This is a genomic window from uncultured Phyllobacterium sp., from assembly GCF_902479695.1.
Classification (GTDB): Bacteria; Pseudomonadota; Alphaproteobacteria; order Rhizobiales; family Rhizobiaceae; genus Phyllobacterium; species Phyllobacterium calauticae.
Map to the genome: position 1 here is coordinate 1 of NZ_CABSQF010000061.1, position 23,082 is coordinate 23,082.

General features: G+C 59.4%; 26 protein-coding genes and 1 pseudogene. 18 read left to right on the forward strand and 9 right to left on the reverse strand.

Going from position 1 to position 23,082, the window contains the following annotated elements; translation table 11 throughout:
• Positions 1–208 (reverse strand): NAD(P)H-dependent oxidoreductase (locus RDL77_RS22750; RefSeq protein ID WP_288194819.1); only part of this gene is annotated, 208 nt, incomplete at its 3' end.
• Positions 209–300: 92 nt separating this feature from the next.
• On the opposite strand from RDL77_RS22750, the gene RDL77_RS22755 reads away from it, so the two are divergent.
• Together RDL77_RS22755 and RDL77_RS22760 are read left to right on the forward strand one after the other, a co-directional pair.
• Positions 301–918: a TetR/AcrR family transcriptional regulator gene (locus RDL77_RS22755; RefSeq protein ID WP_288194820.1), complete on the forward strand. Its 618-nt coding sequence runs from the start codon at positions 301–303 to the stop codon at positions 916–918.
• A 93-nt stretch (positions 919–1,011) separates the two neighbouring features.
• Complete coding sequence (locus RDL77_RS22760; protein WP_288194821.1) at positions 1,012–1,602, forward strand: 2'-5' RNA ligase family protein; 591 nt, start codon at positions 1,012–1,014, stop codon at positions 1,600–1,602.
• 24 nt (positions 1,603–1,626) lie between these two features.
• Here the strand turns inward: RDL77_RS22760 and RDL77_RS22765 are convergent, their stop codons facing one another.
• Positions 1,627–2,574 (reverse strand): PLP-dependent cysteine synthase family protein, encoded by a 948-nt coding sequence (locus RDL77_RS22765; protein ID WP_288194822.1) that lies wholly within the window; start codon positions 2,572–2,574, stop codon positions 1,627–1,629.
• 80 nt (positions 2,575–2,654) lie between these two features.
• Between RDL77_RS22765 and RDL77_RS22770 the strand changes: the two genes are divergently transcribed.
• The 6 genes from RDL77_RS22770 to sbmA all read left to right on the forward strand — a co-directional run bounded on the left by RDL77_RS22770 (position 2,655) and on the right by sbmA (position 8,742).
• A complete protein-coding gene (locus RDL77_RS22770) occupies positions 2,655–3,107 on the forward strand; it encodes a MarR family winged helix-turn-helix transcriptional regulator (protein WP_288194823.1) in 453 nt (150 codons plus the stop codon).
• Between the two features lie 247 nt (positions 3,108–3,354).
• On the forward strand, positions 3,355–4,029 hold the full coding sequence (locus RDL77_RS22775) for a response regulator transcription factor (RefSeq protein ID WP_288194824.1): 675 nt from the start codon (positions 3,355–3,357) through the stop codon (positions 4,027–4,029).
• Positions 4,029–5,399: a HAMP domain-containing sensor histidine kinase gene (locus RDL77_RS22780; RefSeq protein WP_288194825.1), complete on the forward strand. Its 1,371-nt coding sequence runs from the start codon at positions 4,029–4,031 to the stop codon at positions 5,397–5,399. The genes RDL77_RS22775 and RDL77_RS22780 overlap by 1 nt, the downstream gene beginning before the upstream one ends.
• 134 nt (positions 5,400–5,533) lie before the next feature.
• Positions 5,534–6,124: a class I SAM-dependent methyltransferase gene (locus tag RDL77_RS22785; RefSeq protein WP_288194826.1), complete on the forward strand. Its 591-nt coding sequence runs from the start codon at positions 5,534–5,536 to the stop codon at positions 6,122–6,124.
• Positions 6,125–6,232: 108 nt separating this feature from the next.
• Positions 6,233–7,384 (forward strand): YbfB/YjiJ family MFS transporter, encoded by a 1,152-nt coding sequence (locus tag RDL77_RS22790; RefSeq protein WP_288194827.1) that lies wholly within the window; start codon positions 6,233–6,235, stop codon positions 7,382–7,384.
• A gap of 107 nt (positions 7,385–7,491) precedes the next feature.
• Positions 7,492–8,742, forward strand: coding sequence for a peptide antibiotic transporter SbmA (sbmA, locus tag RDL77_RS22795; protein ID WP_288194828.1), 1,251 nt, complete (start codon positions 7,492–7,494; stop codon positions 8,740–8,742).
• Between the two features lie 21 nt (positions 8,743–8,763).
• Here the strand turns inward: sbmA and RDL77_RS22800 are convergent, their stop codons facing one another.
• Positions 8,764–9,807, reverse strand: a complete 1,044-nt coding sequence (locus RDL77_RS22800; protein WP_288194829.1) for a polysaccharide deacetylase family protein — start codon at positions 9,805–9,807, stop codon at positions 8,764–8,766.
• A 147-nt stretch (positions 9,808–9,954) separates the two neighbouring features.
• Here RDL77_RS22800 and RDL77_RS22805 point away from each other — a divergent pair, with 147 nt between their 5' ends.
• From RDL77_RS22805 to RDL77_RS22845, 9 genes are all read left to right on the forward strand, one after another.
• Positions 9,955–10,536, forward strand: a complete 582-nt coding sequence (locus tag RDL77_RS22805; RefSeq protein ID WP_288194830.1) for an NnrU family protein — start codon at positions 9,955–9,957, stop codon at positions 10,534–10,536.
• Positions 10,537–10,688: 152 nt separating this feature from the next.
• Positions 10,689–11,369, forward strand: a complete 681-nt coding sequence (locus tag RDL77_RS22810; protein WP_223611588.1) for a tetratricopeptide repeat protein — start codon at positions 10,689–10,691, stop codon at positions 11,367–11,369.
• A 17-nt stretch (positions 11,370–11,386) separates the two neighbouring features.
• Positions 11,387–12,859: a ribosome biogenesis GTPase Der gene (gene der / locus RDL77_RS22815; protein ID WP_223611587.1), complete on the forward strand. Its 1,473-nt coding sequence runs from the start codon at positions 11,387–11,389 to the stop codon at positions 12,857–12,859.
• A 252-nt stretch (positions 12,860–13,111) separates the two neighbouring features.
• Positions 13,112–14,227: a cell wall hydrolase gene (locus RDL77_RS22820; RefSeq protein ID WP_223611586.1), complete on the forward strand. Its 1,116-nt coding sequence runs from the start codon at positions 13,112–13,114 to the stop codon at positions 14,225–14,227.
• A 594-nt stretch (positions 14,228–14,821) separates the two neighbouring features.
• Complete coding sequence (locus tag RDL77_RS22825) at positions 14,822–15,232, forward strand: AtpZ/AtpI family protein (RefSeq protein ID WP_223611585.1); 411 nt, start codon at positions 14,822–14,824, stop codon at positions 15,230–15,232.
• Positions 15,233–15,267: 35 nt separating this feature from the next.
• A complete protein-coding gene (locus tag RDL77_RS22830; RefSeq protein WP_223611584.1) occupies positions 15,268–16,020 on the forward strand; it encodes a F0F1 ATP synthase subunit A in 753 nt (250 codons plus the stop codon).
• 71 nt (positions 16,021–16,091) lie between these two features.
• Entirely contained in the window at positions 16,092–16,319 is a 228-nt protein-coding gene (locus tag RDL77_RS22835) for a F0F1 ATP synthase subunit C (protein WP_008125314.1), read from the forward strand.
• Between the two features lie 93 nt (positions 16,320–16,412).
• Positions 16,413–17,039, forward strand: coding sequence for a F0F1 ATP synthase subunit B (locus RDL77_RS22840; RefSeq protein WP_223611583.1), 627 nt, complete (start codon positions 16,413–16,415; stop codon positions 17,037–17,039).
• An 11-nt stretch (positions 17,040–17,050) separates the two neighbouring features.
• Positions 17,051–17,530, forward strand: coding sequence for a F0F1 ATP synthase subunit B (locus tag RDL77_RS22845; protein ID WP_223611582.1), 480 nt, complete (start codon positions 17,051–17,053; stop codon positions 17,528–17,530).
• Between the two features lie 73 nt (positions 17,531–17,603).
• Here RDL77_RS22845 and RDL77_RS22850 read toward each other — a convergent pair whose 3' ends face one another.
• Both RDL77_RS22850 and RDL77_RS22855 read right to left on the reverse strand, forming a co-directional pair.
• Positions 17,604–18,263: a ribonuclease HII gene (locus RDL77_RS22850; RefSeq protein WP_288194831.1), complete on the reverse strand. Its 660-nt coding sequence runs from the start codon at positions 18,261–18,263 to the stop codon at positions 17,604–17,606.
• 138 nt (positions 18,264–18,401) lie between these two features.
• Entirely contained in the window at positions 18,402–19,553 is a 1,152-nt protein-coding gene (locus RDL77_RS22855; protein ID WP_223611580.1) for a PA0069 family radical SAM protein, read from the reverse strand.
• A 148-nt stretch (positions 19,554–19,701) separates the two neighbouring features.
• Here RDL77_RS22855 and RDL77_RS22860 point away from each other — a divergent pair, with 148 nt between their 5' ends.
• Positions 19,702–20,208, forward strand: a complete 507-nt coding sequence (locus RDL77_RS22860; protein WP_223611579.1) for a glycosyl transferase family 2 — start codon at positions 19,702–19,704, stop codon at positions 20,206–20,208.
• 2 nt (positions 20,209–20,210) lie between these two features.
• Here RDL77_RS22860 and moaB read toward each other — a convergent pair whose 3' ends face one another.
• The 4 genes and pseudogenes from moaB to RDL77_RS22885 all read right to left on the reverse strand — a co-directional run.
• Positions 20,211–20,753 (reverse strand): molybdenum cofactor biosynthesis protein B, encoded by a 543-nt coding sequence (gene moaB / locus RDL77_RS22865; RefSeq protein ID WP_288194832.1) that lies wholly within the window; start codon positions 20,751–20,753, stop codon positions 20,211–20,213.
• 2 nt (positions 20,754–20,755) lie between these two features.
• The gene (locus tag RDL77_RS22870) at positions 20,756–21,640 is read right to left on the reverse strand and encodes a 4-(cytidine 5'-diphospho)-2-C-methyl-D-erythritol kinase (RefSeq protein WP_288194833.1); all 885 of its coding nucleotides are present in this window, start codon (positions 21,638–21,640) and stop codon (positions 20,756–20,758) included.
• A gap of 6 nt (positions 21,641–21,646) precedes the next feature.
• A complete protein-coding gene (locus RDL77_RS22875; RefSeq protein ID WP_091880998.1) occupies positions 21,647–21,832 on the reverse strand; it encodes a hypothetical protein in 186 nt (61 codons plus the stop codon).
• A 1,022-nt stretch (positions 21,833–22,854) separates the two neighbouring features.
• Positions 22,855–23,082, reverse strand: a pseudogene (locus RDL77_RS22885) (methyltransferase); the annotation flags it as partial.

Below are 23,082 nucleotides of genomic sequence, written 5' to 3' on the forward strand. Positions count from 1 at the left end.
CGGCGACATCGGCGGGCGGTGCCGCCCGGGTGCGGTGAACGGCGAGATCGGCAGCGGAGAAGCGCGGATCGAACCCTTCGGCCGCGATGTCGGCGATTTCGTGGGAATTACCGGAACCGCGCTGCGACAAACCCTCCGCGATCTGTGCGGCAATGCCGTGGGTGAGGGATGCGGGTTCGGGATGTGCGACAACGATGAGGGCGTGCATGACAAAACTCCTGTCAACGGATTGCAGATGGCGGGTTGATATTATATACTTTTGGTAAGTTATAATCTGTAAGTTACTTTTGGTACATAGTGATGTCAAGCACGCGAACGAAGGATGAAACGGCGGCTGTCCGTCCGCGCCGGCGGCTGACGCGGGAGGACCGCTTCCGCCAGCTCATGGATGTCGCCTGGCGGATTGTCCGGGAGGAGGGGACAGAAGCCTTGACGCTCGGCTGGCTTGCCGAAAAGGCTGAGGTGACGAAGCCGGTGGTCTATGATCATTTCGGCACGCGCGCCGGTTTGCTGGCAGCGCTTTACCGGGATTTCGATGCCCGCCAGACAATGCTGATGGATGCGGCGCTCGCCGCGAGCAAACCGGCGCTGGCGGACCGGGCTGCGGTCATCGCCTCGTCCTATGTGGACTGCGTGCTTGTGCAGGGGCGCGAAATCCCCGGTGTGATCGCAGCGCTTGCCGGATCGCCCGAACTGGAGAAGATCAAGCGCGAATATAACGGCGTCTTCATCGAGAAGTGCCGGGTGATGCTCGCGCCGTTTGCCGGAGCCGGGACCATTGCTTCGGCGGGCTTGTGGGCGATGCTCGGTGCCGCCGAAGCGCTGTCCTATGCCGCCGCAACGGGCGACATCACCGCTGCGCAGGCGGAGCACGAGCTGTTCGAAACCATCATTGCCATGGTTGCCAGGAACAGGTGACGAGACAGGCGTTCGCAAAAATACTTGCGGATTGTTCCCTTTTTGTTCTAATGTGCTCGATCGGAAATGCGGTTGCATTTCGGGAGGTCGGCCATGCAGGGCGAATTGAATCTGGGCGATAACTGGCAAAACCGGCCGAAACGGCCTGCTTTGCAGGATCGGCTTTTCTTCGGCATCATGCTCGATCCCGATATGCAGGAGATTGTCGATGCCTGCAGGACCGGCGTAATCAACGATCATGGTCTGACGCGAAAGAGCTTGATCGGGTCTTGCCGTTTTCATATTTCGCTGCACCACTTGGGGGATCACAAGCGCGTGCCAAGCCCTATCCTTTTCGCGGCCAAGCGGGCCGGGAGCGCCGTGTCCACGCCGCCGTTTGAGGTGGCACTACGCTCGCTTAAGAGTTTCGAGGGTGGCGGGCCGGGCCGGAAGCCGCTGGTGCTGATCGGCGAGGGCGAGGGGTTGACCCGGCTCCACACGATTCTCGGTGCTTGCCTGACGCGCAACGGGCTGCCGGGCAATCGCGGCGCATTCACCCCGCATTTGACGCTTCTCTACAATTCCCGAACGATCAGCGAACAGCCGATTGAGCCGATCCGGTTTGTCGTCAGGGATTTTGTCTTGATCCACAGCAAGCGGGGACTCTCCGAATACGAGATACTGCAGCGCTGGACGCTGCATTGAAGCGCTCCGTTGCGGTCCGCATTCCTATTTCCTGCTCAGATATTTCATGCCGGTGTCGCACATGACGGTGACGACGGTTGCACCAGGGGCAAGCGTATCGGCCAGTCGCAGCGCCGCAATCACATTGGCTCCGGTGGAGGTTCCGGCAAACAGTCCTTCTTCGCGGGCCAGCCGCTTTGCCATGGCGCTGGCTTCCCCCGTCGACACCTGTTCGATCCCGTCGGCGATGTCATCCTGCCAGAGCGGCACGACATAGCCCGCGCCAATCCCGTCAATTTTATGCGCGCCGGTCTGGCCGCCGGACAGGACGGGCGATTCCGCCGGCTCCACCGCGATGATGCGAATCTGGCTGTTGTGCCGGCGCAAGGCCTCGCCGGTTCCCCGGAGGGAAGCCGCCGTGCCGACACTCTGAACAAAGCCGTCGATGCGTCCGTTTGTCTGGTCCCAGATTTCGGCGGCCATGGCATGATAGGCCGCCAGCTGGTCCCTGTTGTTCATCTGGTCGGTCCAGAAACTGCCGGGGGTTTGCTGCGCGATGATACGCGCCGCTTCGATCATGTCGCGCGTCAGTTTCTCGGTCATGCGTCCGCTGTCGCTTGACACGATGTGCAGTGTGGCGCCGAGAATTGCCATGCGGTCGAGTTTTTCCCGGGCAAAGGCGTCCGAGGTGACGATGTGCAGGGGATAGCCTTTGACCGCGCAGACGAGCGACAGGGAAACGCCGGTGCTGCCGCCGGTATATTCCACCACGGACCCGTTGGCAGCTAGCCGCCCATCCGCCTCCGCTGCCTCGATCATGGCAAGCGCCATGCGGTCCTTCATGCTGCCGGTGGGGTTTTCGCTTTCAAGCTTCACGAGGATGCGGGCGCCGTTGGCGGGACGGATGGTCCTCAGGGCCAGCAGCGATGTGTTGCCGATGGTGTCAAGGATCGTTCGTTGCGAGGCGTGCATGGTCTCGATACTCCGCGTCAAACTGCACTATCCGGTTCGGGGGGCCGGGTACGCAAAAACCGATTTCCATGTAGATACATATTATGTATATGCATATATCCATGACCTTGGCAAAACAATCGAAAAAAACCTTGCGGACCGACGCCCGCGCACTGGTTGAGAATTGCGCGGGCTGGAACAGCCGTCTGGCGGCGCGCCGCATCACGGCTTTTCTGGATCGCGAATTGGCGGATCTTGGCCTTAGCGCGGCGCAGCTTGGCCTGATGGCGCAGATTGCTGCCCTGACCGATGATACGCTGGGCGCGCTCGCCCAGCGCAGCGGCCTGGAGCAATCCACCCTGTCGCGCAACTTGCGCACGCTTGAGCGCGAACAACTGATCGAAATCACCCTGGTGGAAACCGACCTGCGTCGCCGCGCGGTGTGGCTGACGGAAACCGGCGCGCGCCGTCTCGAAGCGGCAATACCCGTGTGGCGGGAAGCGCAGGCCAGGCTCGCGCAAGTCGTGCCGACAGATAGTGTTCGCCAGCTGGCGGATCAAAGCGAGGCGCTCTGAGGCGGGAAAAGCCTGCCCGACGCGCAGTTGCCCTGATGTTGCAGGGCGCAACCTTGGTGCAATGTGAGTGGCCTAATTGTGTTGCGGCGAATGAAGAGTGCGGGCAGGGCACAGCGATTGCGGCGTATGAAATGGGAACGGGCCTCGCCATGGCGGCCCGAACGGTACTATTTTGCCAAAGCAACGGCCGGTGTCCAAATTCCTTGTGTCGCCATGTTTTAACCCCGTACATGACTGGTCTTGAATAGTGCGTATTTTGCTGGTGGAAGACGAGCCTGAAATGGCCGCTGCCCTTGGGGAGGCTCTCAAGAATTACGACATGATCGTTGATCACGTGGGCTCGCTCGCCCACGCCGAGGAGGCCGTGTCGCTCAACGCCTATGCCGCCATTCTGCTGGACCGGCAGTTGCCCGACGGCGACGGCCTGACCATCGTGCCGCGTCTGCGGGCAAAAGGTGCGGGCGTGCCGGTCATCGTGCTGACGGCGCGCGGTGAATTGGCGGACCGTGTCACCGGTCTCGACAAGGGGGCGGACGATTATCTTGCCAAGCCCTTTGCCGTGGAAGAACTGCTGGCGCGGCTGCGCGCAGTGCTGCGCAGGCCCCTCAACATGCCCTCGGAACCCCTGAATGTCGGCAACCTGTCCTTTGACCTGATCAACCGCGAAGCCAGCATCGGCGCCAACCGGTTCGACCTGCCGCGCCGCGAACTTCTGGTGTTGGAAACGCTGTTGCGGCGCATGGGGCGCACGGTGCTGCGTTCTTCGCTGGAAGAGGCAGTCTACGGCATTGACGATGAAATCCAGTCGAACGCCCTCGACACCCATGTTTCACGGCTGCGCCGCAAGCTGACGGAATCCGGCGCCGGCGTTGAAATTCACGCCATTCGCGGCGTCGGCTACCTGTTGAAGCGCCTCTCCTGATGGCGCAGGCAAGGCCGCATTCATTGAAATGGCGGCTCGTCAGCCGTCTTGTCCTTCTGCAGGCGGTCATGCTGACGCTGTTCGTGGTGCTGGTGCTCTGTGCGCTCTGGTACACCGGATTTCTCGGGTCGGTCGATCCTGAAGATACGACGATCAACGCCGTGCGCGATTCCATCGGGCGCAGTGCCAATGGCGCTCTCGTTCTGCGCGAAACACCCGCACTGGCGCGCGAGCGGGTGACTAGCCCGAGTTTTTGGTTTGTGGCGCGCGACATGCAGGGACAGACCTTGTCGGAGGGCGAGGTCCCGCCGGAATATGCGCGCATCGGCGATGCCTTGAGCGCCGTGGGACAGGCGCGATTTGGCTGGAATCTCGGTGATCCGCCCCGTTCCAACGCCCGGTTCAAACGCGTGACAACCACCGCCGGCGTGGTCCAGATCCTTGCCGGACCCGGAAGTACAGTCCCCTTCGGCTTTTATCTCTCGGCGCTTGGTACGGTTCTTGCAACCATCATTGTCCCGCTCATCCTTGTGATGGCGCTGGCGACGCTCCTGGTAACGCCATTTGTCGTGCGCAGGGCCCACAGGGGCCTGGGGCATGTGGCGAACCAGGCTGAAAAGATCAATATTGACGAGCGTGGAACGCGCTTGCCGCTGGATGATGTGCCGCAGGAGGTCACGCCGCTGGTGACGGCCGTCAACAGCGCGCTCGGACGGCTCGACGACGGCTATGAACGGCACAAACGGTTTCTCCTGGATGCAGCCCATGAATTGCGCACACCGATCGCCATCCTGCAGACCCGCCTGGAATCGCTCCCGGCCAGCCCGACCAACGGGCGTCTGCTGGAGGATGTCGCCCGTCTTGGCATTCTCGCTGAACAATTGCTGGATCTGCAGCGCCTGAGCCAGAACGGAATGCAATTTGCCGCCGTTGATCTTGTCGCCGTCGGACGGCGGGTGGCGGCCGATCTCGCGCCGCTTGCCATCGCGGCGGGTTATGCCATGTCGTTTGAACCCGAAATCGCGCGTGTTGCCGTGCGGGGCGATCAGGCGGCGCTGGAACGGGCCATGATCAACCTTGTGCAAAATGCCATCCAGCACGGCGGACGCAAGGGCACCATCACCATCCGGGTGAAGCCGGATGCGGCCGTCGTGGTGGAAGACGAGGGGTCTGGCGTGCCGCCCGATCAGCGCAGTGCCATCTTCGAGCCTTTCCGGCGCCTGCACGCCCGGGATCGCGGCGTCGGTCTGGGCCTCAACCTCGTCCAGGAAATCGTGCAATTGCATCGGGGGCAGGTTGTGGTAACAGAGGCATCTGGCGGCGGCGCCTGCTTCACCATGAAGTTTGCTGCCGCATCTATAATATCGTAACGTTCAGTCAATAATTCAGTCCTGTTTAAGCCATTTTGCTGTGGGTATCGTTGCCGCAGAAGGTGCACGCAATCTTCCCTCAATATTGGCGCGCCATACAGATGCAGCCTTAAGAACGTTGGAGCTTGATTTTTATGACGACGGGAAGTGTTTGGACTTTCGTGCGGGCACTGCTGACCGATCCGTTTCGCGTCAGTGCGATTGCCCCTTCGGGAGCGGCCCTTGCAAGATTGATCACCAGCGAAATCACCCCGGCCTCGGGTCCCGTGCTTGAATTGGGACCGGGCACCGGCGTGTTCACCGATGCGCTGCTTGCCCGCGGTGTTCGCCCCAAGGACCTCACCCTGATTGAATACGGTGCCGAATTTGCGCGGCTTTTGCAGGCGCGCTTTCCCGGCATGCGCATCCTGCAGATGGACGCGGCCCAGCTCGACCTGCACGAGTTCTTCGACATTCAGCCTGCCGGTGCCGTTGTCAGCGGCTTGCCGCTTCTCAGCATGACGCAGGAAAAGGTGGCGGCAATTCTCGGCGGCGCATTCAGCAATCTGCGGCCGGAAGGCGCCTATTACCAGTTCACCTACGGCTTCCGCTGCCCGGTGCCAAAACCGGTGCTGGATCAATTGCAGCTGGAGGCCGTCTGCATTGGCCGGGCATTCCGCAACCTGCCGCCTGCGGCGGTCTACAGGATCACCCGCAAGGGCGTCACCACACTTGTCGCCATCTGATCCCCGTCCGGCGGACAGATGGTGGGTGAGCCGAACGATCACCGATCGTCATCGGTCGATCAATTTTATTGTCTTGTCATGCTGCATCGCAGCGATAATGTCCGCGGCATGACCCCACCAGCCTCTTCTCCCGTTCGTTACGCCCTTGGCGGATTTGTCACGATGGCAGTCGCAATGGGGATCGGCCGTTTCATTTTCACGCCGATCCTGCCGGCCATGATGACCGATCTCGGCCTGTCGCCGGGTGATGCCGGAATCATCGCTTCGGCCAATTATGTCGGCTATCTCCTCGGTGCGATCATTGCGGGTTACGGCTGGGCGTCAGGCATGGAGCGCGCCGTGGTTCTGGCCTCCCTTGCCGCCAGTGCGGCACTGTGTCTCGCCATGAGCCTCAGCGACGGCATCATCGTCTTCTCGATCCTGCGGTTCTTGGCCGGCATGGCCAGCGCGTTCATGCTGGTGCTTGCTGCAACCATCGTCTTCAGTCACCTCGCTGCGGCCAACCGGCCGGGTTTGCAGGCACTGCATTTCGGCGGCGTCGGTGCCGGCATTGCGCTCTCCTCCGTGCTGGTGGCGGCAAGCGCCGCAAGCGGCTATGGCTGGCGTCAGGATTGGGTCGGTGCGGCTATCCTCTCCATCCTCGGGCTGTTTGCCGTGCTGTGGCTGCTGCGTGAAGGGCCGGTTCGTGCGGGAACCCAAATCAAGGAACCGCCGGTGCGCTGGACGCCCGCCTTCCTCAAGATCAACATTGCCTATGGCATTTTCGGCTTCGGCTACATCATCACCGCCACATTCATCATTGCCATCGTGCGCACCAGCCATGGCGGCGCGTCCATGGAAGCGCTGGTCTGGTTCGTGACCGGTGTGAGCGCCGCCCTGTCCGTCTGGTTGTGGGGGCCGCTGCTGCGCCAGGTCGGCCCGTTTGCCGTCGTGGCGCTCGGCATGCTGGTGCAGGCCGTGGGCGTGGCCGCCAGTGTGATCCTGCCGCCTCCCGTGGGGCCGCTTCTCGGAGGCGTGCTCCTGGGGTTGACCTTCATCGTGATCACCGCCGCCGGTTTTCAGGCGGGGCGGGCCATTCTGCCGCAGTCGCCGCGCCGGGTCATGGCCGTCATGACGGCGGCCTTCGGCATCGGCCAGATCATCGGGCCGCTCGTCGGCGGCTATCTCGCCAATATCACCGGCAATTTTACCATCGCGACCCTTGCCGCCGCCGCCAGCCTCGTCGTCGGGGCGGCCTTTGCGTTTCTTTCCAGAGCGTGAACATTACAGCAATTTAATTGCTGGCGTTCATTCTTTGCCCTATTCGTGGTGGTAGGCTCACATCAAATCAACCCTGATTTGTGTGTTTATGCGAGGGTCCATCTGCCGTGTTTGTCTCATTTTTTCCCAAGCCGAAGTTGTTTTTCATCTCGGCGCTTCTGTGGGCGTTGGCCGCAGTTCTGCTCTGGTATGCCGGAGGTCAACAATTTGGTTCCTACGTGGGACTGGCTCCCGCTGACCCGGCGGTACCTCCCATCGTTGGTATCACGGTCTTTTTCACAAAGCCCTATCTTTGGGTCTATGTCTATTTTGCTGTATTCATTGGTATTTTTTATGCGTTCTGGGCGTGGTATTCGCCTCACCCATGGCAGAATTGGTCAATTCTGGGCTCCGCTCTTATCCTGTTTTCGTCGTATTTTTCCGTCCAGGTCGATGTTGTTTTGAACAACTGGCGCGGCTCGTTCTTCGACATGGTTCAAAAGGCAATGGGCGGTAAAAATGTTGTTGCTGCCACCGATCTTTATGCCGGCGTTATCACATTCGCAGTGATCGCCTGCGTGGCAATTGCGGTAGCGGTCGCAACGCTTTTCTTTACCAGCCACTACGTCTTCAGATGGCGAACGGCCATGAACAGCTACTATATGGAACATTGGGAAAGGCTCCGGCATATTGAGGGTGCCGCACAGCGCGTTCAGGAAGACACGATGCGTTTTGCATCGATTGTTGAAGGTCTGGGTATCACCTTCATACAGTCGGCCATGACACTGATAGCGTTCCTGCCCTTGCTCGCACAGCTCTCCAGCCACATCGTCGCCTTGCCTGTTTTCGGTGTCATACCACATCCGCTGGTTTTCGCGGCCATTGCTTGGGCAATCTTCGGAACCGGCTTGCTGGCAATGGTCGGGGTAAAGCTTCCGGGTTTGCAGTTTCGCAATCAGAGAGTTGAAGCGGCCTACCGAAAGGAACTTGTTTATGGTGAAGATCATGGCGATCGTGCCCAGCCGCTTGCCGTAAAGGAGCTCTTTGCAAACGTCAGGAAGAATTACTTCCGTTTGTATTTCCACTACGTCTACTTCAACGTCTTCCGCTACGTCTATCTGCAGGCCGACAATGTCTTTGGCCTTTTCCTGCTTGTTCCGACATTGGCAGCCGGCACGATCACCCTGGGTATCTTCCAGCAGATTTTGTCAGCGTTCTCGAATGTGACGAACTCTTTCCAATTTCTGGTCAATTCGTGGACGACAGTCATCGAACTGCTTTCGATCCAGAAGCGCTTGAAAGCCTTCGAGGCTACATTGGAGGGCGAGCCTCTGCCATCCATCGATCAGCTTTATCTGGAAACAGGGACTGAACGCTAAGAATGCAGTGACGGGCGGCGGTCAGATGCCGCTGTCCGTTACCTTCCTCCGGTTGATCGCCGGAGCGACGACGGCGGCCGCTTCGGCGCCGGTCTGTTTGAGATAATCGCTATAGGTCGTGCAACGCACGTCAGGCTGCGTGCAGACGTCGGATGTGAAGCGTTCCAGTGCCCGCCAATAGGCGTCGCCGTTCATCAGCGTAAAATGGATGCCGATCTGGAAGGGAATGCGCTCGCCCTTATACTGGCGGTCAAAGGCACCCTTGAACGCGTCATAGGCGCGGTTTTCAAATTCGTTGAGGTGATCCGCCCGCTCGAAGCCGCCAGAGTGGCGCACGAACATGTTGTAGTCCATCGCCACCACCGGGCGATGTTCCGGGCCTTCACTGATGGTGGGCAGCGCAAACTGATATAGCCCGCCCGCATGGATCGGCAGGGCCGGACCCTTGGAAACGCTGCTGGCGTCAAAGGCATAACCCATGTCTTTCAATGCCGACAGCAGGGCAGGGCTGGCGGAGAGATATGGAGCCCGGAAGCCACGCACTTCCGTATCGACAAAGGCTTTCCAACCCTCCGGCTCGGGATCGCTGCCATATTTTGCCCAGGCCGTGCGCAGCACCTGCTTGTAGGTGGTGAATTCCCTGATCCAGTCCGCCTTCGACCAGGTGCGTCCATCAAAGTGGCCGCAGGCGTGGCTGGCAATCTCATTGCCCTCATTGCGCGCCCGCCAGATATTGTCGAGCCGTTTGGCAATGTCGTCCTTCGATGCGGCATAGCCGATATTGGAGCGGCCATTGGATTCGCCGGGGGCCTGATAGGATTTGCGGTCAGCGCGGTCGATCAGAAAGACACAGGAGAGAAAGTAGGTGAATTTGGCATTGGAGCGCTCGGCGAGCGCCCGGCTGCGTTCCCACAGGGCATTGCTGCCGGAATTGTCGAAGGAGATCAGCACATATTGCGGCTTGCTGCCAAGGGAACCGCGCAGTTCCGTGCCTTCGCTGGCAAAAGCGGGCATATATGCCGTGAGGGCAAGGGACGCGGCAAGGGCACAAGAAATCAAACGCATAATGCTGTTACGACGCTATCAATGGGAGGAATGATTCTCGCTACAGGGGAATTGTGGCGATGATCGGACGCGTCGATCCACCGCAAGCACCTGTCTTGGAACTGTTCTGAAGCCGCTGTACTCTCCCGGCAAACGGGGGAACCGGTCATGCTGGTGCTGATTCTGGGTATTGTTGTCTTTTTGGGAATTCACTCGGTCCGCATCGTTGCGCCGCAATGGCGTCTCGACAAGATCGCCACATGGGGCGAGAACAAGTGGAAGGGGTTTTACTCCGTCATTTCCTTCCTTGGTTTGATACTTATCATCTGGGGGTATGTGCTGGCGCGGCCTTATTCGCTGTTCATTTATGAGCCGCCGATCTGGCTGAAGCACATCACCCTGCTTCTGATGCTGTTTTCGTTCATCTCGCTGATGATTTCGAATTTCAAGCCGGGAAAGCTGAAGCCCATTCTCAAGCACCCCATGCTGATTGCCGTTAAAATCTGGGCGCTGGCGCATCTCATGGCCAATGGCGATCTGGCGTCGCTCGTCCTGTTTCTGTCATTTCTGGCCTGGGCCGTGGTCGATCGCATTTCCATCAAGCGGCAGGAGCGGGCGGGCTTGATGCGCACGGTGATTGTGCCCGGACCGGTTTCCAACGATATCATGGCCATTGTCGCCGGTGTGGTGCTCTACGCCCTGTTTGTCTGGAAACTGCATGCCTGGCTGATCGGGGTATCACCAGTTTAAACCGCCGGCTGAGGGCTATTTTTCACTTGGCCCTTACATCCCGAGGATTTTCCGACTAAAAGCGCTCTAACTGTGTGCGCGGAGTGGCGAGGGCTGCTTCGCGCATCTGCAATTCATTTCATCGCAGGCCCCAAGGGCACCAATGAGGCACTATGACTGACGACGGCTTTTTCCGTGAGGTAAATGAGGAACTCCGCTCCGACAAGATGCGGGCGTTTTGGAAGCGCTTTGGCGGCTTGCTGATCGGCGCTGCCGTGGCCCTTGTCGTCGGCACGGGTGTTTTCGCCTTCTATGAATACTGGACCGAAAAGCAGGCGTCGAAATCCGGCGACCAGTTTCTGGCTGCGCTCAATCTTGTCCGGGACGGCAAGAATGATGAAGCGTTGAAGACGCTGGGTGAACTGGAAAAGACCGGTTACGGCGCTTATCCCGTGCTGGCACGCATGCGCGCTGCCGGCGTGCAGGCGCAAAAGGGTGACCCGGCAGCCGCAGTGGCTGCGTTTGACGAAGTTGCGGCAGATGCCTCTGTTCCCCAATCCCTCCGGGATCTGGCAAAACTGCGCGCTGCCCTGCTGCTTCTCGACACGGGCTCCTACGACGATGTTGCCAAACGCGTCGAATCTCTTTCGTCCGACGGCAATCCGATGCGCCATTCCGCGCGTGAGGCCCTTGGCCTTGCCGCATGGAAAGCTGGTCGCGGCGGTGATGCGGAAAAGCTGTTCAAGCAGATTTCCGATGATCAGGCCGCTCCCGCCAATATCCGCCAGTTTGCCGACACGATGCTCGACATGCTTCGCAGCACTGGCGCAGCACCCGCTGCTGCTGCCGGTTAACACAGGAATTTGAGTCTTTGAGTTTCACCCTCGCCATTATCGGCCGTCCGAATGTCGGTAAGTCCACCCTCTTCAACCGGCTTGTCGGCCGCAAGATCGCTTTGGTGGATGATCTGCCGGGCGTTACGCGCGACCGCCGTGTCCATGCCGCCAAACTCTACGATCTGAAGTTCGATGTCATCGATACCGCAGGTCTCGAGGAGGTCCCCAGCGATTCGCTGGAAGGCCGCATGCGTGCCCAGACGGAACTGGCCATCGGGGAGGCTGATCTCATCCTGTTCCTTGTCGATGCCAAGGCCGGTATCACCCCCACCGACGTAACCTTCGCCGACCTCGTCCGCCGTTCCGGCAAGCCGGTTATTCTGGTTGCCAACAAGGCCGAGGCGCGCGGTGCCGAATCCGGCATGTACGATTCCTATCAGCTGGGACTGGGCGAACCCTGCCCGATTTCGGCCGAGCACGGGCAGGGCTTCCCTGATCTGCGCGATGCGATCGTCGAAATACTGGGAGAAGAGCGCGTTTTCCCGGATGAGTACGAGACGAAAGATCCCGAGAGCGACGCGGTCGCCGTCACCATTCCCGCCGTTGCGGGGCCGAAGGACGATCTGATCGGCGACGATATCGACGATCCGGATGCCGAAGACATCCCGGCCTATGATTCCAGCAAGCCGCTCCGCATCGCCATCGTCGGGCGCCCGAATGCCGGTAAATCGACACTGGTCAACACGATGCTCGGTGAGGATCGGCTGCTGACCGGACCGGAAGCGGGGATCACGCGCGATTCCATTTCCGTCGACTGGGAGTGGAACGGCCGCAAGATCAAGCTGTTCGACACCGCTGGGCTGCGCCGCAAATCCCGTGTTCAGGGTAAGCTCGAAAAATTGTCCGTGGGCGATGCGCTGCGAGCCATTCGGTTTGCCGAGGTCGTCATTATCGTGCTTGATGCGACGATCCCCTTCGAAAAGCAGGATTTGCAGATCGCCGATCTGATCATCCGTGAGGGCCGCGCACCGATCATCGCTTTCAACAAATGGGATCTGGTCGAAAACCGCCAGATGGTGCTGGCCGATCTGCGCGAAAAGACCGAACGGTTGCTGCCGCAGATTCGCGGTATCCGTGCCGTCCCGATCTCGGGTGAACGCAACCAGGGCATCGACAAGCTGATGGCCGCCGTTGCCTCGACGGACGAGGTATGGAACCGCCGTATTTCCACCGGTCGCCTGAATCGCTGGATGGAAGGTGTGACGACGCATCACCCGCCGCCCGCCGTCGCCGGCCGCCGTCTCAAAATCAAATACATCACGCAGGTCAAAACCCGCCCGCCGGGCTTTGTCATCTCCTGCTCGCGGCCGGAAGCGTTCCCGACCTCCTATGTGCGCTATCTGACAAACGGACTGCGCGAGACGTTCGATATGCCGGGTGTTCCGCTGCGGCTGGTCCTGCGCACCTCGGATAATCCGTTTGCTGGACGGGCAAAAAAGAAACGCTAAGACATCTCTCTACTACAAATCCTGCCGCCCCCGTGTTTTTGCACGGGGGCGGTTTGCGTTTGCACGGGTCCGCCAAACCAACCGGCTACGCTCTTTCGCGAGGGCTGTTAACTCTCCATCAAGGTTAATGCTTCATTTTTGCAACCAGTATTGTTCGGTTGTGAGTGGGGTATCGGCGTGCGTTTCTCTGAGTTTTCTAGGGCATTGAAGCCCCTGCAAAAGAATCGGACAAACAGGAATTTTATCGGTCCGGTGATTATCGGCACGGCCATCTATCTGTTCTCGCCCACGATCGTCGCCTATCAGGATATGGCCAGCATGCTGTCGGGTGCCGAATCCGGCAAGGGCCGCTGGACGGCGTATCTGGAAAAGTCACCCGCCGGCTCCATTCAGAAAGCCAATATGTCCCTTGTCGACGACAAGGCCATCACCTCGAGTGTTCCCGCCAGTGGTATCGACGTACCGGGCATCGGTCCGATCGTTGTCAACGGCACCGGGAAATCACCCGGCGCGACACCCGATGAAGATCGCATCAACCGGGCCGAAAAGCAGGGGCGCATCGTCACCATCAGCAAGAAGGCTCCGCCCAAGGCGTTCAGTGCGGGGTCCATCCTCCAGCGATCGAGCATGCTGATCCGCCCGACCCATGGCGTCGAAGTCGAAATGGCTTTTGCCAAGCCGAAGATCGCCGGCAAGGAAATCCAGATCGCTCTGGCATTTCATAATCGCGCACCGGCCAAGGCCGATCCGCAGGTCTCGCCCATGCTGGCCAGCCTGATCACCAACAACACGCCGGATGTCCTGGCATTGGGTTACGCGCCGGCTGAACCTGATTACGCGAAAACCTCGCCTTTCGACAACATTCTCAATGAGCCAAAGCAGCCCGGGCGATTTGTCCCGCAACTGGGGGCTGGCGATCATGCCTGGCTGGCATCGCCGCTGCCGCCGGTCGTTTTCACCAAGGAAGAACAGAAATGCCTGGCGACGGGCATTTACTTTGAGGCGAGAAGCGAAAGCCTGAAGGGGCAGGCCGCCGTTGCGCAGGTCATTCTCAACCGCGTCCGCAACCCTGCTTACCCAAAGACCATTTGCGGTGTCGTCTACCAGAACGACGACTGGATCAACCGTTGTCAGTTCTCGTTCGCCTGTGAAGGACGCAAGCTGGTCGTGACGGAGCCGAAATACTGGAAAATGGCGCAGGAAATAGCGATGGCTGTTACGTCAGGGCGCATCTTCCTGCCGGAGGTCGGCTCGGCCACACATTATCACGCTGTCTATGTCCGGCCAAATTGGGCGCACACGATGAAACGCGTCGACAAGATCGGCCAGCACGTCTTCTACCGCACCTATGGCGGTGGTTGGATTTGATTCCACTTGGAAGCTGAGCGAAAACTGCTATATTGTCCTCGGAGTGAGAGACAGGCTTTCGCCCGCCCCTCCTTCCTGATTATTTGAATTGAACCCGGATTGACAGCGACCAACTGGTCCGGGTTCTTTTCAATATCAGGGTGATGCTAAGTGGCAGTTTCCACACAGATCACCTCCAAGTTTGAGAGCAAGGCCATTGCTGTGGTCGGGAGGCCCATCGTCCCGATACACCGGTTGGCTCGGTGCTTTCTGCTTCACTCTCAAAACGTCACGAGCGTTATTTATTGTTTGGTTCGCTTTCTGCCGCAAGAAACGCTGGGTTGCGCCGGGGGCGGAATCGGCGATTGAAAAGTTGCATTGCCCCAGCCCTCAAGCGCCCTCGAATGGGGGTGTCGTCCACAGGATTCGCGCGCGATTTTTGCCCTCAGAGGTGAGACATAAAGTCATATTTACCTAAGGTATTGAAATTTCCCGCGAAAATTACCCTTGAGACTCCTGCTTCTGCGCCTTGACTAGCGCGGATCGTAACAATATGTTGCGCGCGACTTCGAAGCGGGGGTGAAGCCTCGCATTCAGCGTGTAAAGGACATGCCATTGGCCACGGGAAACAAGCCCGATCAGTCAGGTTCTGTCGGTAATACGCCGGATGCCGGAAAGCCGCTGACTTCGGATGAACTGGAAAGTCGCCGCCGTGATCTGGAAGCAAAACTGGCTTCAAAGGGCGTAGGCGGGAAGACCGGTTCGAAAGACGAGGGGACGGGGACCGCCTCCGGTGTCGCGCAGGCCATGAAACTGTCGAGCGAATTTATCGCCGGCGTTCTGGTTGGTGCGGGGTTGGGCTGGTTAGCTGACCGATTTTTGGGCACTTCACCCTGGGGGCTGATCATTCTGCTCCTTCTGGGTTTTTGTGCCGGAACGCTGAACATCCTGCGCTCCGCAGGACGTGTGGCGGAGAACCGCGGATTTGAGCTCGACAAGAGCGATGACCGTGAGAAACCGGAATAAGCCTGCGGGCATGGAACGATATAGACGAGGTTAGCGTGGCCAACGATCCGATCCATCAATTCCAGATTGCACGATGGATTCCCATTGATGTCGGTGGAATTGACCTGTCCTTCACCAATTCGTCCGCCTTCATGGTGGCGACGGTTGCGGTTGCTTCGGCGTTTCTCTACCTGACTTCTTCCAATCGCGGCCTGATCCCGACCCGTTTGCAGTCGGTTTCCGAGATGGCCTATGAATTCGTGGCTTCCACGCTGCGTGATTCGGCCGGAACCTCGGGAATGAAATTCTTCCCGTTTGTGTTCTCGCTCTTCATGTTCGTGCTTGTGGCCAATATGCTCGGCATGTTCCCGTATTTCTACACGATTACCAGCCAGATCATCGTGACATTCGCGCTTGCGATCCTCGTGATCGGTACGGTTCTCGTTTATGGTTTCGCCAAACACGGCTTCAAATTCCTTGGTGTTTTTGTGCCGTCCGGTGTTCCGGCGCCGCTGCTGCTTCTCGTGGTGCCGATTGAAATCATTTCTTTCCTTTCCCGCCCGATCAGCCTTTCAGTTCGTCTTTTCGCCAACATGCTTGCTGGCCACATCACGCTGAAAGTGTTTGCTGGTTTCGTGGTGTCGCTGAGTGCGCTCGGAGCTGCCGGTATCGGCGGCGCGATTCTGCCGCTCGCCATGACGGTCGCTTTGACCGGTCTCGAATTCCTGGTGGCTTTCCTGCAGGCCTACGTCTTCACCGTGCTGACATGCATGTACCTGAACGACGCAGTGCATCCTGGCGGTCACTGAGAACGAACTTCGCCGGCGGGGCTCCGCCAAACGCAATCGATCAATAACTATTCTATCCAAAGGAGTTTAACATGGATCCCGTAGCAGCAAAGTACATCGGTGCAGGTCTCGCCTGCTTTGGTATGGCCGGAACGGCCCTCGGCCTTGGCAACATTTTCGGCAGCTACCTCTCCGGTGCATTGCGCAACCCATCCGCAGCTGATGGCCAGTTCGGCCGTCTGGTATTCGGCTTCGCCGTTACTGAAGCTCTGGGCATCTTCTCGCTGCTCATCGCTCTTCTGCTTCTGTTCGCTGTTTAATCAGCAAGCAATTCATACTGGCTGCGCTCTGCGCGGCCAGTATAATATTTAAAGTCAGCAGATCGGGAAATGCCCGAACCAAGGGGACAACATATGTTTGTGTCTTCGGCTCATGCCGCATCCACAACCGCTCAGACCGAGACACCTGCGCATGCCGACACGGCTGCAACGGGTGGCGCGTCTGATGCCCATGCCACTGCGACCCACTCCGAAACGGGTGTGGCGCATAAAGGTGTTTTCCCGCCTTTCGACTCCAGCCATTTTGCTTCGCAGCTGCTCTGGCTGGCACTGACATTTGCATTTTTCTACCTGTTCCTGTCGCGTGTGGTTCTGCCACGTATCGGCGGCATCATCGAGACCCGCCGCGATCGCATCGCAACCGATCTCGATCAGGCTGCCCGCATGAAGCAGGAATCGGATGAGGCGCTCGCCGCCTATGAGCAGGAACTTGCCGAAGCCAAGAAAAAGGCCGGCAGCATTGCTCAGACCGCCCGTGATGAATCCAAGGCCAAGGCAGACGCTGAAACAGCGGAAATCTCTGCTGCCCTGGAAAAGAAGCTGGCTGAAGCCGAGGCAAGCATTGCGTCCATCAAGGACAAGGCAATGGCTGGCGTCGGTGCCATCGCCGAGGAAACGGCGGCGGAAATCGTCAAGAAGATCATCGGTGGAACTGTCGATACGGCAAGTGTTTCCGCTGCGGTCAAAGCCGTGCGCGGTTAAGGAGAAGCATGATGGACGCAACATTTTGGGCCCTGATTGCGCTGGTTATCTTCCTGGCGCTGATGGTTTACCTCAAGGTTCCGGGCGTTGTCGGCAAGTCGCTTGACGGTCGCGCCGAGCGTATCCGCGACGAGTTGGAAGAAGCCCGCCGCCTGCGCGAGGAAGCGCAGTCGCTGCTGGCCGAGTATCAGCGCAAGCGCAAGGAAGCCGAAAAGGAAGCTGGCGAGATCGTTGCCGCAGCGCAGCGCGAAGCCCATGCTATCATTGAGGAAACCAAGCAGAAGACTGAAGAGTATGTTGCACGCCGCAACAAGCTTGCCGAGCAGAAGATCGCCCAGGCCGAGACCGAGGCCGTCAACGACGTTCGCGCTTCCGCAGTCGATATCGCTGTTGCCGCTGCGGGCCGTATCCTCAAGGACAAGGTTGACGCCAAGACATCGGCCGACCTGTTCAAGTCTTCCTTGAGCGAAGTAAAGACCCGCCTGAACTGATTGAGGGCAAATGGAATTTGGGAAAGCCGCCGCGAGGCGGCTTTTTCTTTTGGGCGAAGGAGCGGTTGCCGCTTTAAACGTCCCGGTTCTTCAGCGGTGCGAAACTGAAACGGTGTAGGCCAATCACCGGTCCGTGGGTTAGCATCGCGCCGCGATGAAACGCTGTTCCGTAGCCTGCATGGGTCTCAAGCCCATAGGCCGGGTAGTGGCGGCCGGCCTGTGCCATCATCCGGTCGCGGCTGACCTTGGCGAGAATGGAGGCCGCGGCAATGGAGACCGAACGCTGGTCGCCCTTGATCATCGCCGTGCCGGGGCAGGGAAGGCCGCGTGGCACATCCCGCCCGTCGATGAGCGCGTGGCCCGGCAGGATGGAAAGGCCGCAGGTGGCGCGGCGCATGGCCTCCAGCGCGGCTTTCAGAATATCTGTCGCATCGATTGCCGGCGCGGCGACACTGGCAATACCCGACGCCAGCGCTGTCTGCAAAATGATATCGAACAATTCCTCGCGCTTCCTGGCGGTCAGGCGTTTTGAATCGTCAAGACCATCGGGAATCCGCTCGGGATCAAGGATGACCGCCGCAGCGACAACAGGGCCTGCCAGTGGCCCGCGACCGGCTTCGTCGATCCCCACGACAAAAGGCACGCCATCGCGCATGAGCCGGCGCTCCGTCGCAAAATCGGGTTTGCCGGTATCGAGAGGAAGAAGCAGAGAATCAGAACGCGATCGAGCCATGTTGCGGCGAGACTCGCATTCGTTCTGATTCTCTGCAAGGCCCCGATGCGGATGGGGTAGGGCATCGGGACTTCCGTCAGCGGGATGGGGGGGCGCCCGACGGATTTTCAGAAACGGGTCGGAGACCCGTTTGATTGGTTAAAACAGCGACAACTGTTCGCTGCCGGCGGTCGGTACGAACAGGTCGGTGCGCAGACGGCGCTTGGCGAGATTGAGACCAAGCCGCTTGGCGGCGATTTCAAACCGGCGTCCGATCTGCCAGGCATAGGGACCATCGCCGCGCATGCGCTTGCCCCATTCCGCATCGTAATCCTTGCCGCCGCGCATGGAGCGCACAAGGGAAAGAACATGGCGATAACGGTCCGGGTAGTTGCGCAGCAGCCATTCCTTGAAGATGGGGCTGACCTCGAGCGGCAGGCGCAGGAGCACGTAGCCGGCTTCGCGCGCGCCCATGGCATACACGCTGTCAAGCACGCGCTCGATCTCGTGATCGTTGAGACCCGGAATGATCGGGGCCACCAGGGTTCCCGTCGGAATGCCCGCGTCGGAGAGTGCACGCAGCGCTTGCAGCCGCCGCGTCGGGGTTGAGGCCCTCGGTTCCATCGTCCGGGCAAGCTTGCCGTCCAGCGTCGTGACGGAAAGGCAGACCTTGGCAAGACCCTTCTCGGCCATGCGGGCGAGAATATCGATATCACGCATGATCAGCGCCGATTTGGTGACGATGCCAACCGGGTGCTGATGCTCTTCGAGCACCTGCAGAATCTCGCGCATGATGCGCCATTTCTTCTCGATCGGCTGATAGGGATCCGTATTGGTGCCGATGGCGATGGTCTTGGCGGTATAACCCGGTTTGGACAGTTCGCGGTCGAGCATCCTGGCGGCATCGGGCTTGGCAAACAGTTTCGATTCAAAATCGAGACCGGCTGACAGGCCCATATAGCTGTGGGTGGGGCGGGCGAAGCAATAGATGCAGCCATGCTCGCAACCGCGATAGGGATTGATCGAGCGGTCGAATCCGACATCCGGCGAGTCATTGCGTGTGATGATCGTGCGCGGCTTCTCGATCTGCACCTCGGTCTTGAAGGCGGGCAAGTCCTCGATTGTCTCCCAGCCATCGTCAAAGACATGGCGCGTTTCCGGCTCGAACCGCCCGGACGGGTTCACGCCCGCGCCGCGTCCGCGCCGGCGTCCATGGTCGATCCGCAACCCGGCTTCGTCGACCAGCACATTGGCATGTTCGGCCCGGCCTTGCCCGAAAGCGGCCTTGTCCGCCTGTACCATGATGTTCATTGACATTCTCCTTGAGACCGGAGCGAGACTGAGTCGCTCATACCGTCGCAACATGAATGTATTCCTAACAAATTATGAGAACAAAGCAAGAACAATCTGCTGAAAAAGGATGATGGAAATTTCAATAATAATACTATAACTGAAATGGATGATTTCCGTCCTGATTGAAACCCGCAATGCCGATGAACCCTTGGCCAGAACGCTCGGCGGACTGGTGGGCGGAGCTGTCGAAGGTGTGTTGAGCGATGTCATCGTCATCGATCACGGCTCGACTGACCAGACTCACCGTGTGGCCGATGCGGCCGGGTGTATTTTCCTGCAGGACCAGACATTGATCGACGGTCTGCGCCGCGCGCGCAGCGACTGGATTTTGTTCATCGAACCCGGTGCGCGGTTGATCGACGGCTGGATCGAGGCTGTCTCCCTTCATGTGGAACGCATGCAGGGGCCAGCCTGTTTCACCCGTTCCCACGCGCATCGGAAGCCGTTCTTCGCGCGGGTTTTCGCGCCCGGAAATCCTCTCGCCAATGGGCTGCTGATTTCAAAGCGTCAGGCGATGGCTTTGTCGGCTCCGGGCAAGAGTGCGGCGGACCTGGCGCGCGGTCTCGCCATGAAGCGTTTGCGGGCGGAGATTATTCCCGGGGCGTTGAAGTAGTCTCAGCCCCGTTTGAGATGTTCACCCAGCCGGGGCATGATCTCGACGAAATTGCAGGGCATGTGGCGGTAGTCGAGCTGGAACTGGAGAATATTATCCCAGGCATCCTTGCAGGCGCCGGGTGAGCCCGGCAGCACGAAAACGAACGTGGCATTGACCACACCGCCGGTTGCCCTGGACTGGATGGTCGATGTGCCGATCTTGTCGTAGGAAATGCGGTGGAATACCTCGGAAAAGCCGTCCATGCGCTTTTCGAAGATCGGCTCCAGCGCTTCAGGCGTTACGTCCCGGCCGGTAAAGCCCGTACCGCCTGTGGTGATGACCACATCCACATCGGGGCTGTTTGACCAGGCAAGCACCTTGTCGCGTATCGCTTCGCGATCATCAGTCACGATGGCGCGGTCCACCAGGCGGTGTCCTGCTGCCGTGATGCGGTCGGCCAGCGTCGTGCCGGATTTGTCGTCATCGAGTGTGCGCGTATCGGAAACGGTCAGTACGGCAATCCCGACGGGTACAAAGGGGCGTGTCTTATCGATGCGGGCCAAGATCAGTTCCCTTCCATATTGCTGCTGGTGGCGACGACAAACCACGCGGGCTGGCTTTGGCGCAACCGCACTGCAGCTGCATCAGCCGCCGCGTCATCGCTGTAGAGTGCAAAGCAGGTGCCGCCCGAGCCGGACATGCGCGCGAGCAACGGGTTGGTGTCCAGCAATGCCTGCATGCTTCCGTTGATCGAAGGCGCAAGCTTTTGCGTGGCTGCGAAAAGATGGTTGTCCGTCTGCCGGAGATAGGCGCAAACTTCCGTAAGGCATGTCAGGCGAGGCAGCGCGGGCAGAGGAGGATTGTCGCGGCGGGTCAGCGCGGAAAAGACCTGCGGTGTCGACACCGTCACCCCATTGTTGACGAGGACCATGGGCAGGCGCGGAAAGGCTGCGATGCGCTCGATCTCTTCGCCGATGCCGCGCGCGATCAGCGCCTCGCCGTGCAGGCACATCGGCACGTCGGCACCCAGCGGCAGGCCGAGTGCGGTCAGGTCCGTCAGGCTGGCATCGATAGCCCACAGGGCTGCCAGAGCACGCAGGGCAGCAGCAGCATCGCTTGAGCCGCCGCCGATGCCGGAGGCGACAGGGAGATGTTTTTCCAGATGGATGGCGACGGGCGTTGCCTGCCCGCCATACCGCCGGCGCAGGGCGTCCCGCGCCCGCAGCACCAGGTTCGTATCGTCGGCGGGAAGGCCCATGCCATAGGGACCGGACAGGGTGAAGGAATCTGCCGCCGCTTTCGTCACGCTCAGCCGGTCGCCGAAGCGGGCAAACACGACGAGACTGTCGAGCAGATGGTAGCCATCGTCACGTCTGCCGGTCACATGCAACGCAAGATTGATCTTGGCCGGGGCGGTCAGGCTGATTGTATGGTCAGGACTGGCAAGCATGGACGCTCAGTCTTTGCGCAGGCGGTATTCACCGGTTTCGGGATCCTGGACCAATGTTCCCTGTGCACGATTCTGTGCCTCTTTTTCGGCCTCGCGCACGCGCTGCGAGACGCGCTGCGCTTCCTTCTTGAACGAACGATAGCCGTAATAGGCGGCGGCGCCGACAAGAGCAAAAAAGATCAATTGTGGCATCGTCTGTAACCCTCAACTACCGATATCATTCCTATCCGCATTCATAGCACGGAGTTCCGGCCTTGCCAAAAAATCCTGCGCCGGTTTACAGGCCGAAACGCGACCAGAGCGCCCGTTCCTCGGCCGCGTCCATCAGCCCATTGGCCAAACCGCTGCCAAGCCCTTCGATCTGCACGCTGGCGGATGGAATTCTGCGCCCGAACAGGCCGCGCGGCTGCGAGATCAGTTTTAGCTTGGTTTTGGGGCCATATTGCGACTGGAGATAGGAGCTTTTTTTTTTAATGATACGGCGCCCACCGAGATCTACACCGCGTGTTCCCGTCCAGAACTGGCCGGTGAAGAGATCGGCGCTGTCGCTCAGCTTGTCGCCGCGCCGTTCCTTGACCAGATCGATGAAGGTGTCATGGATTTCCAGCTGCAACGCCTTCAGATGTTCGATATCAGCCTTGTTTTCCGGCTTGAAGGGATCGAGCGTCGCCTTGTTCTTTCCTGCCGTATAGACGCGCCGTTCCACGCCGATTTTCTTGATCAGTTCCGTAAAGCCGAAACTTGCCGAGACAACGCCGATCGAGCCGACGATCGATGAGGGATCGGCAATGATCTCGTCACCGGCAACGGCGATCATATAGCCGCCGGAAGCCGCGACGTCCTCGACGAAGACATAGACCTTCTTATTCTTTTCGGCTGCCAGGTCACGGATGCGCCGGTAAATCAGGCGCGACTGCACCGGAGAACCACCCGGCGAATTGACCGAAATCGCCACTGCAGGTGAATCCTTGTCGTCAAAGGCTTTTTCCAGAACCGATGCGACGGACGCAAGGGAAAGATTTTGCCGGAATTGACCACCGCCAGACATGATGGCGCCATGCAGGCGAACCACCGGTATCTCCACGAAATCGGGGCGCCAGCGGCGCGGCAGCAATTTTCGGATCAATCGGGCCAATGCTTTCTCCTTTGATGCTTTCAAGTCATGCGCATGTAGGCGGTGCACATCAAATCACAATGGCACCGTGCGGAAAATGCTACAAAAGTGACGTCAGGCCATTGTTTATCGCCGTTGCACGCTCGGTAAAGCCGTTGCCCGTCTCATGATGCATGATCAGGGCAGGAGCAAGCGTAAGGCCCGCACGGCTGCCGCGAATACCTTTGATAATGATGCGGATGGCCGCATCCTGCGGTCTTGGCTGCACCGGCACGATGACCAGTCCGCCGAAGCGGCGCTGCAAGGCGTCGAGCAGTTCGGCTATCGC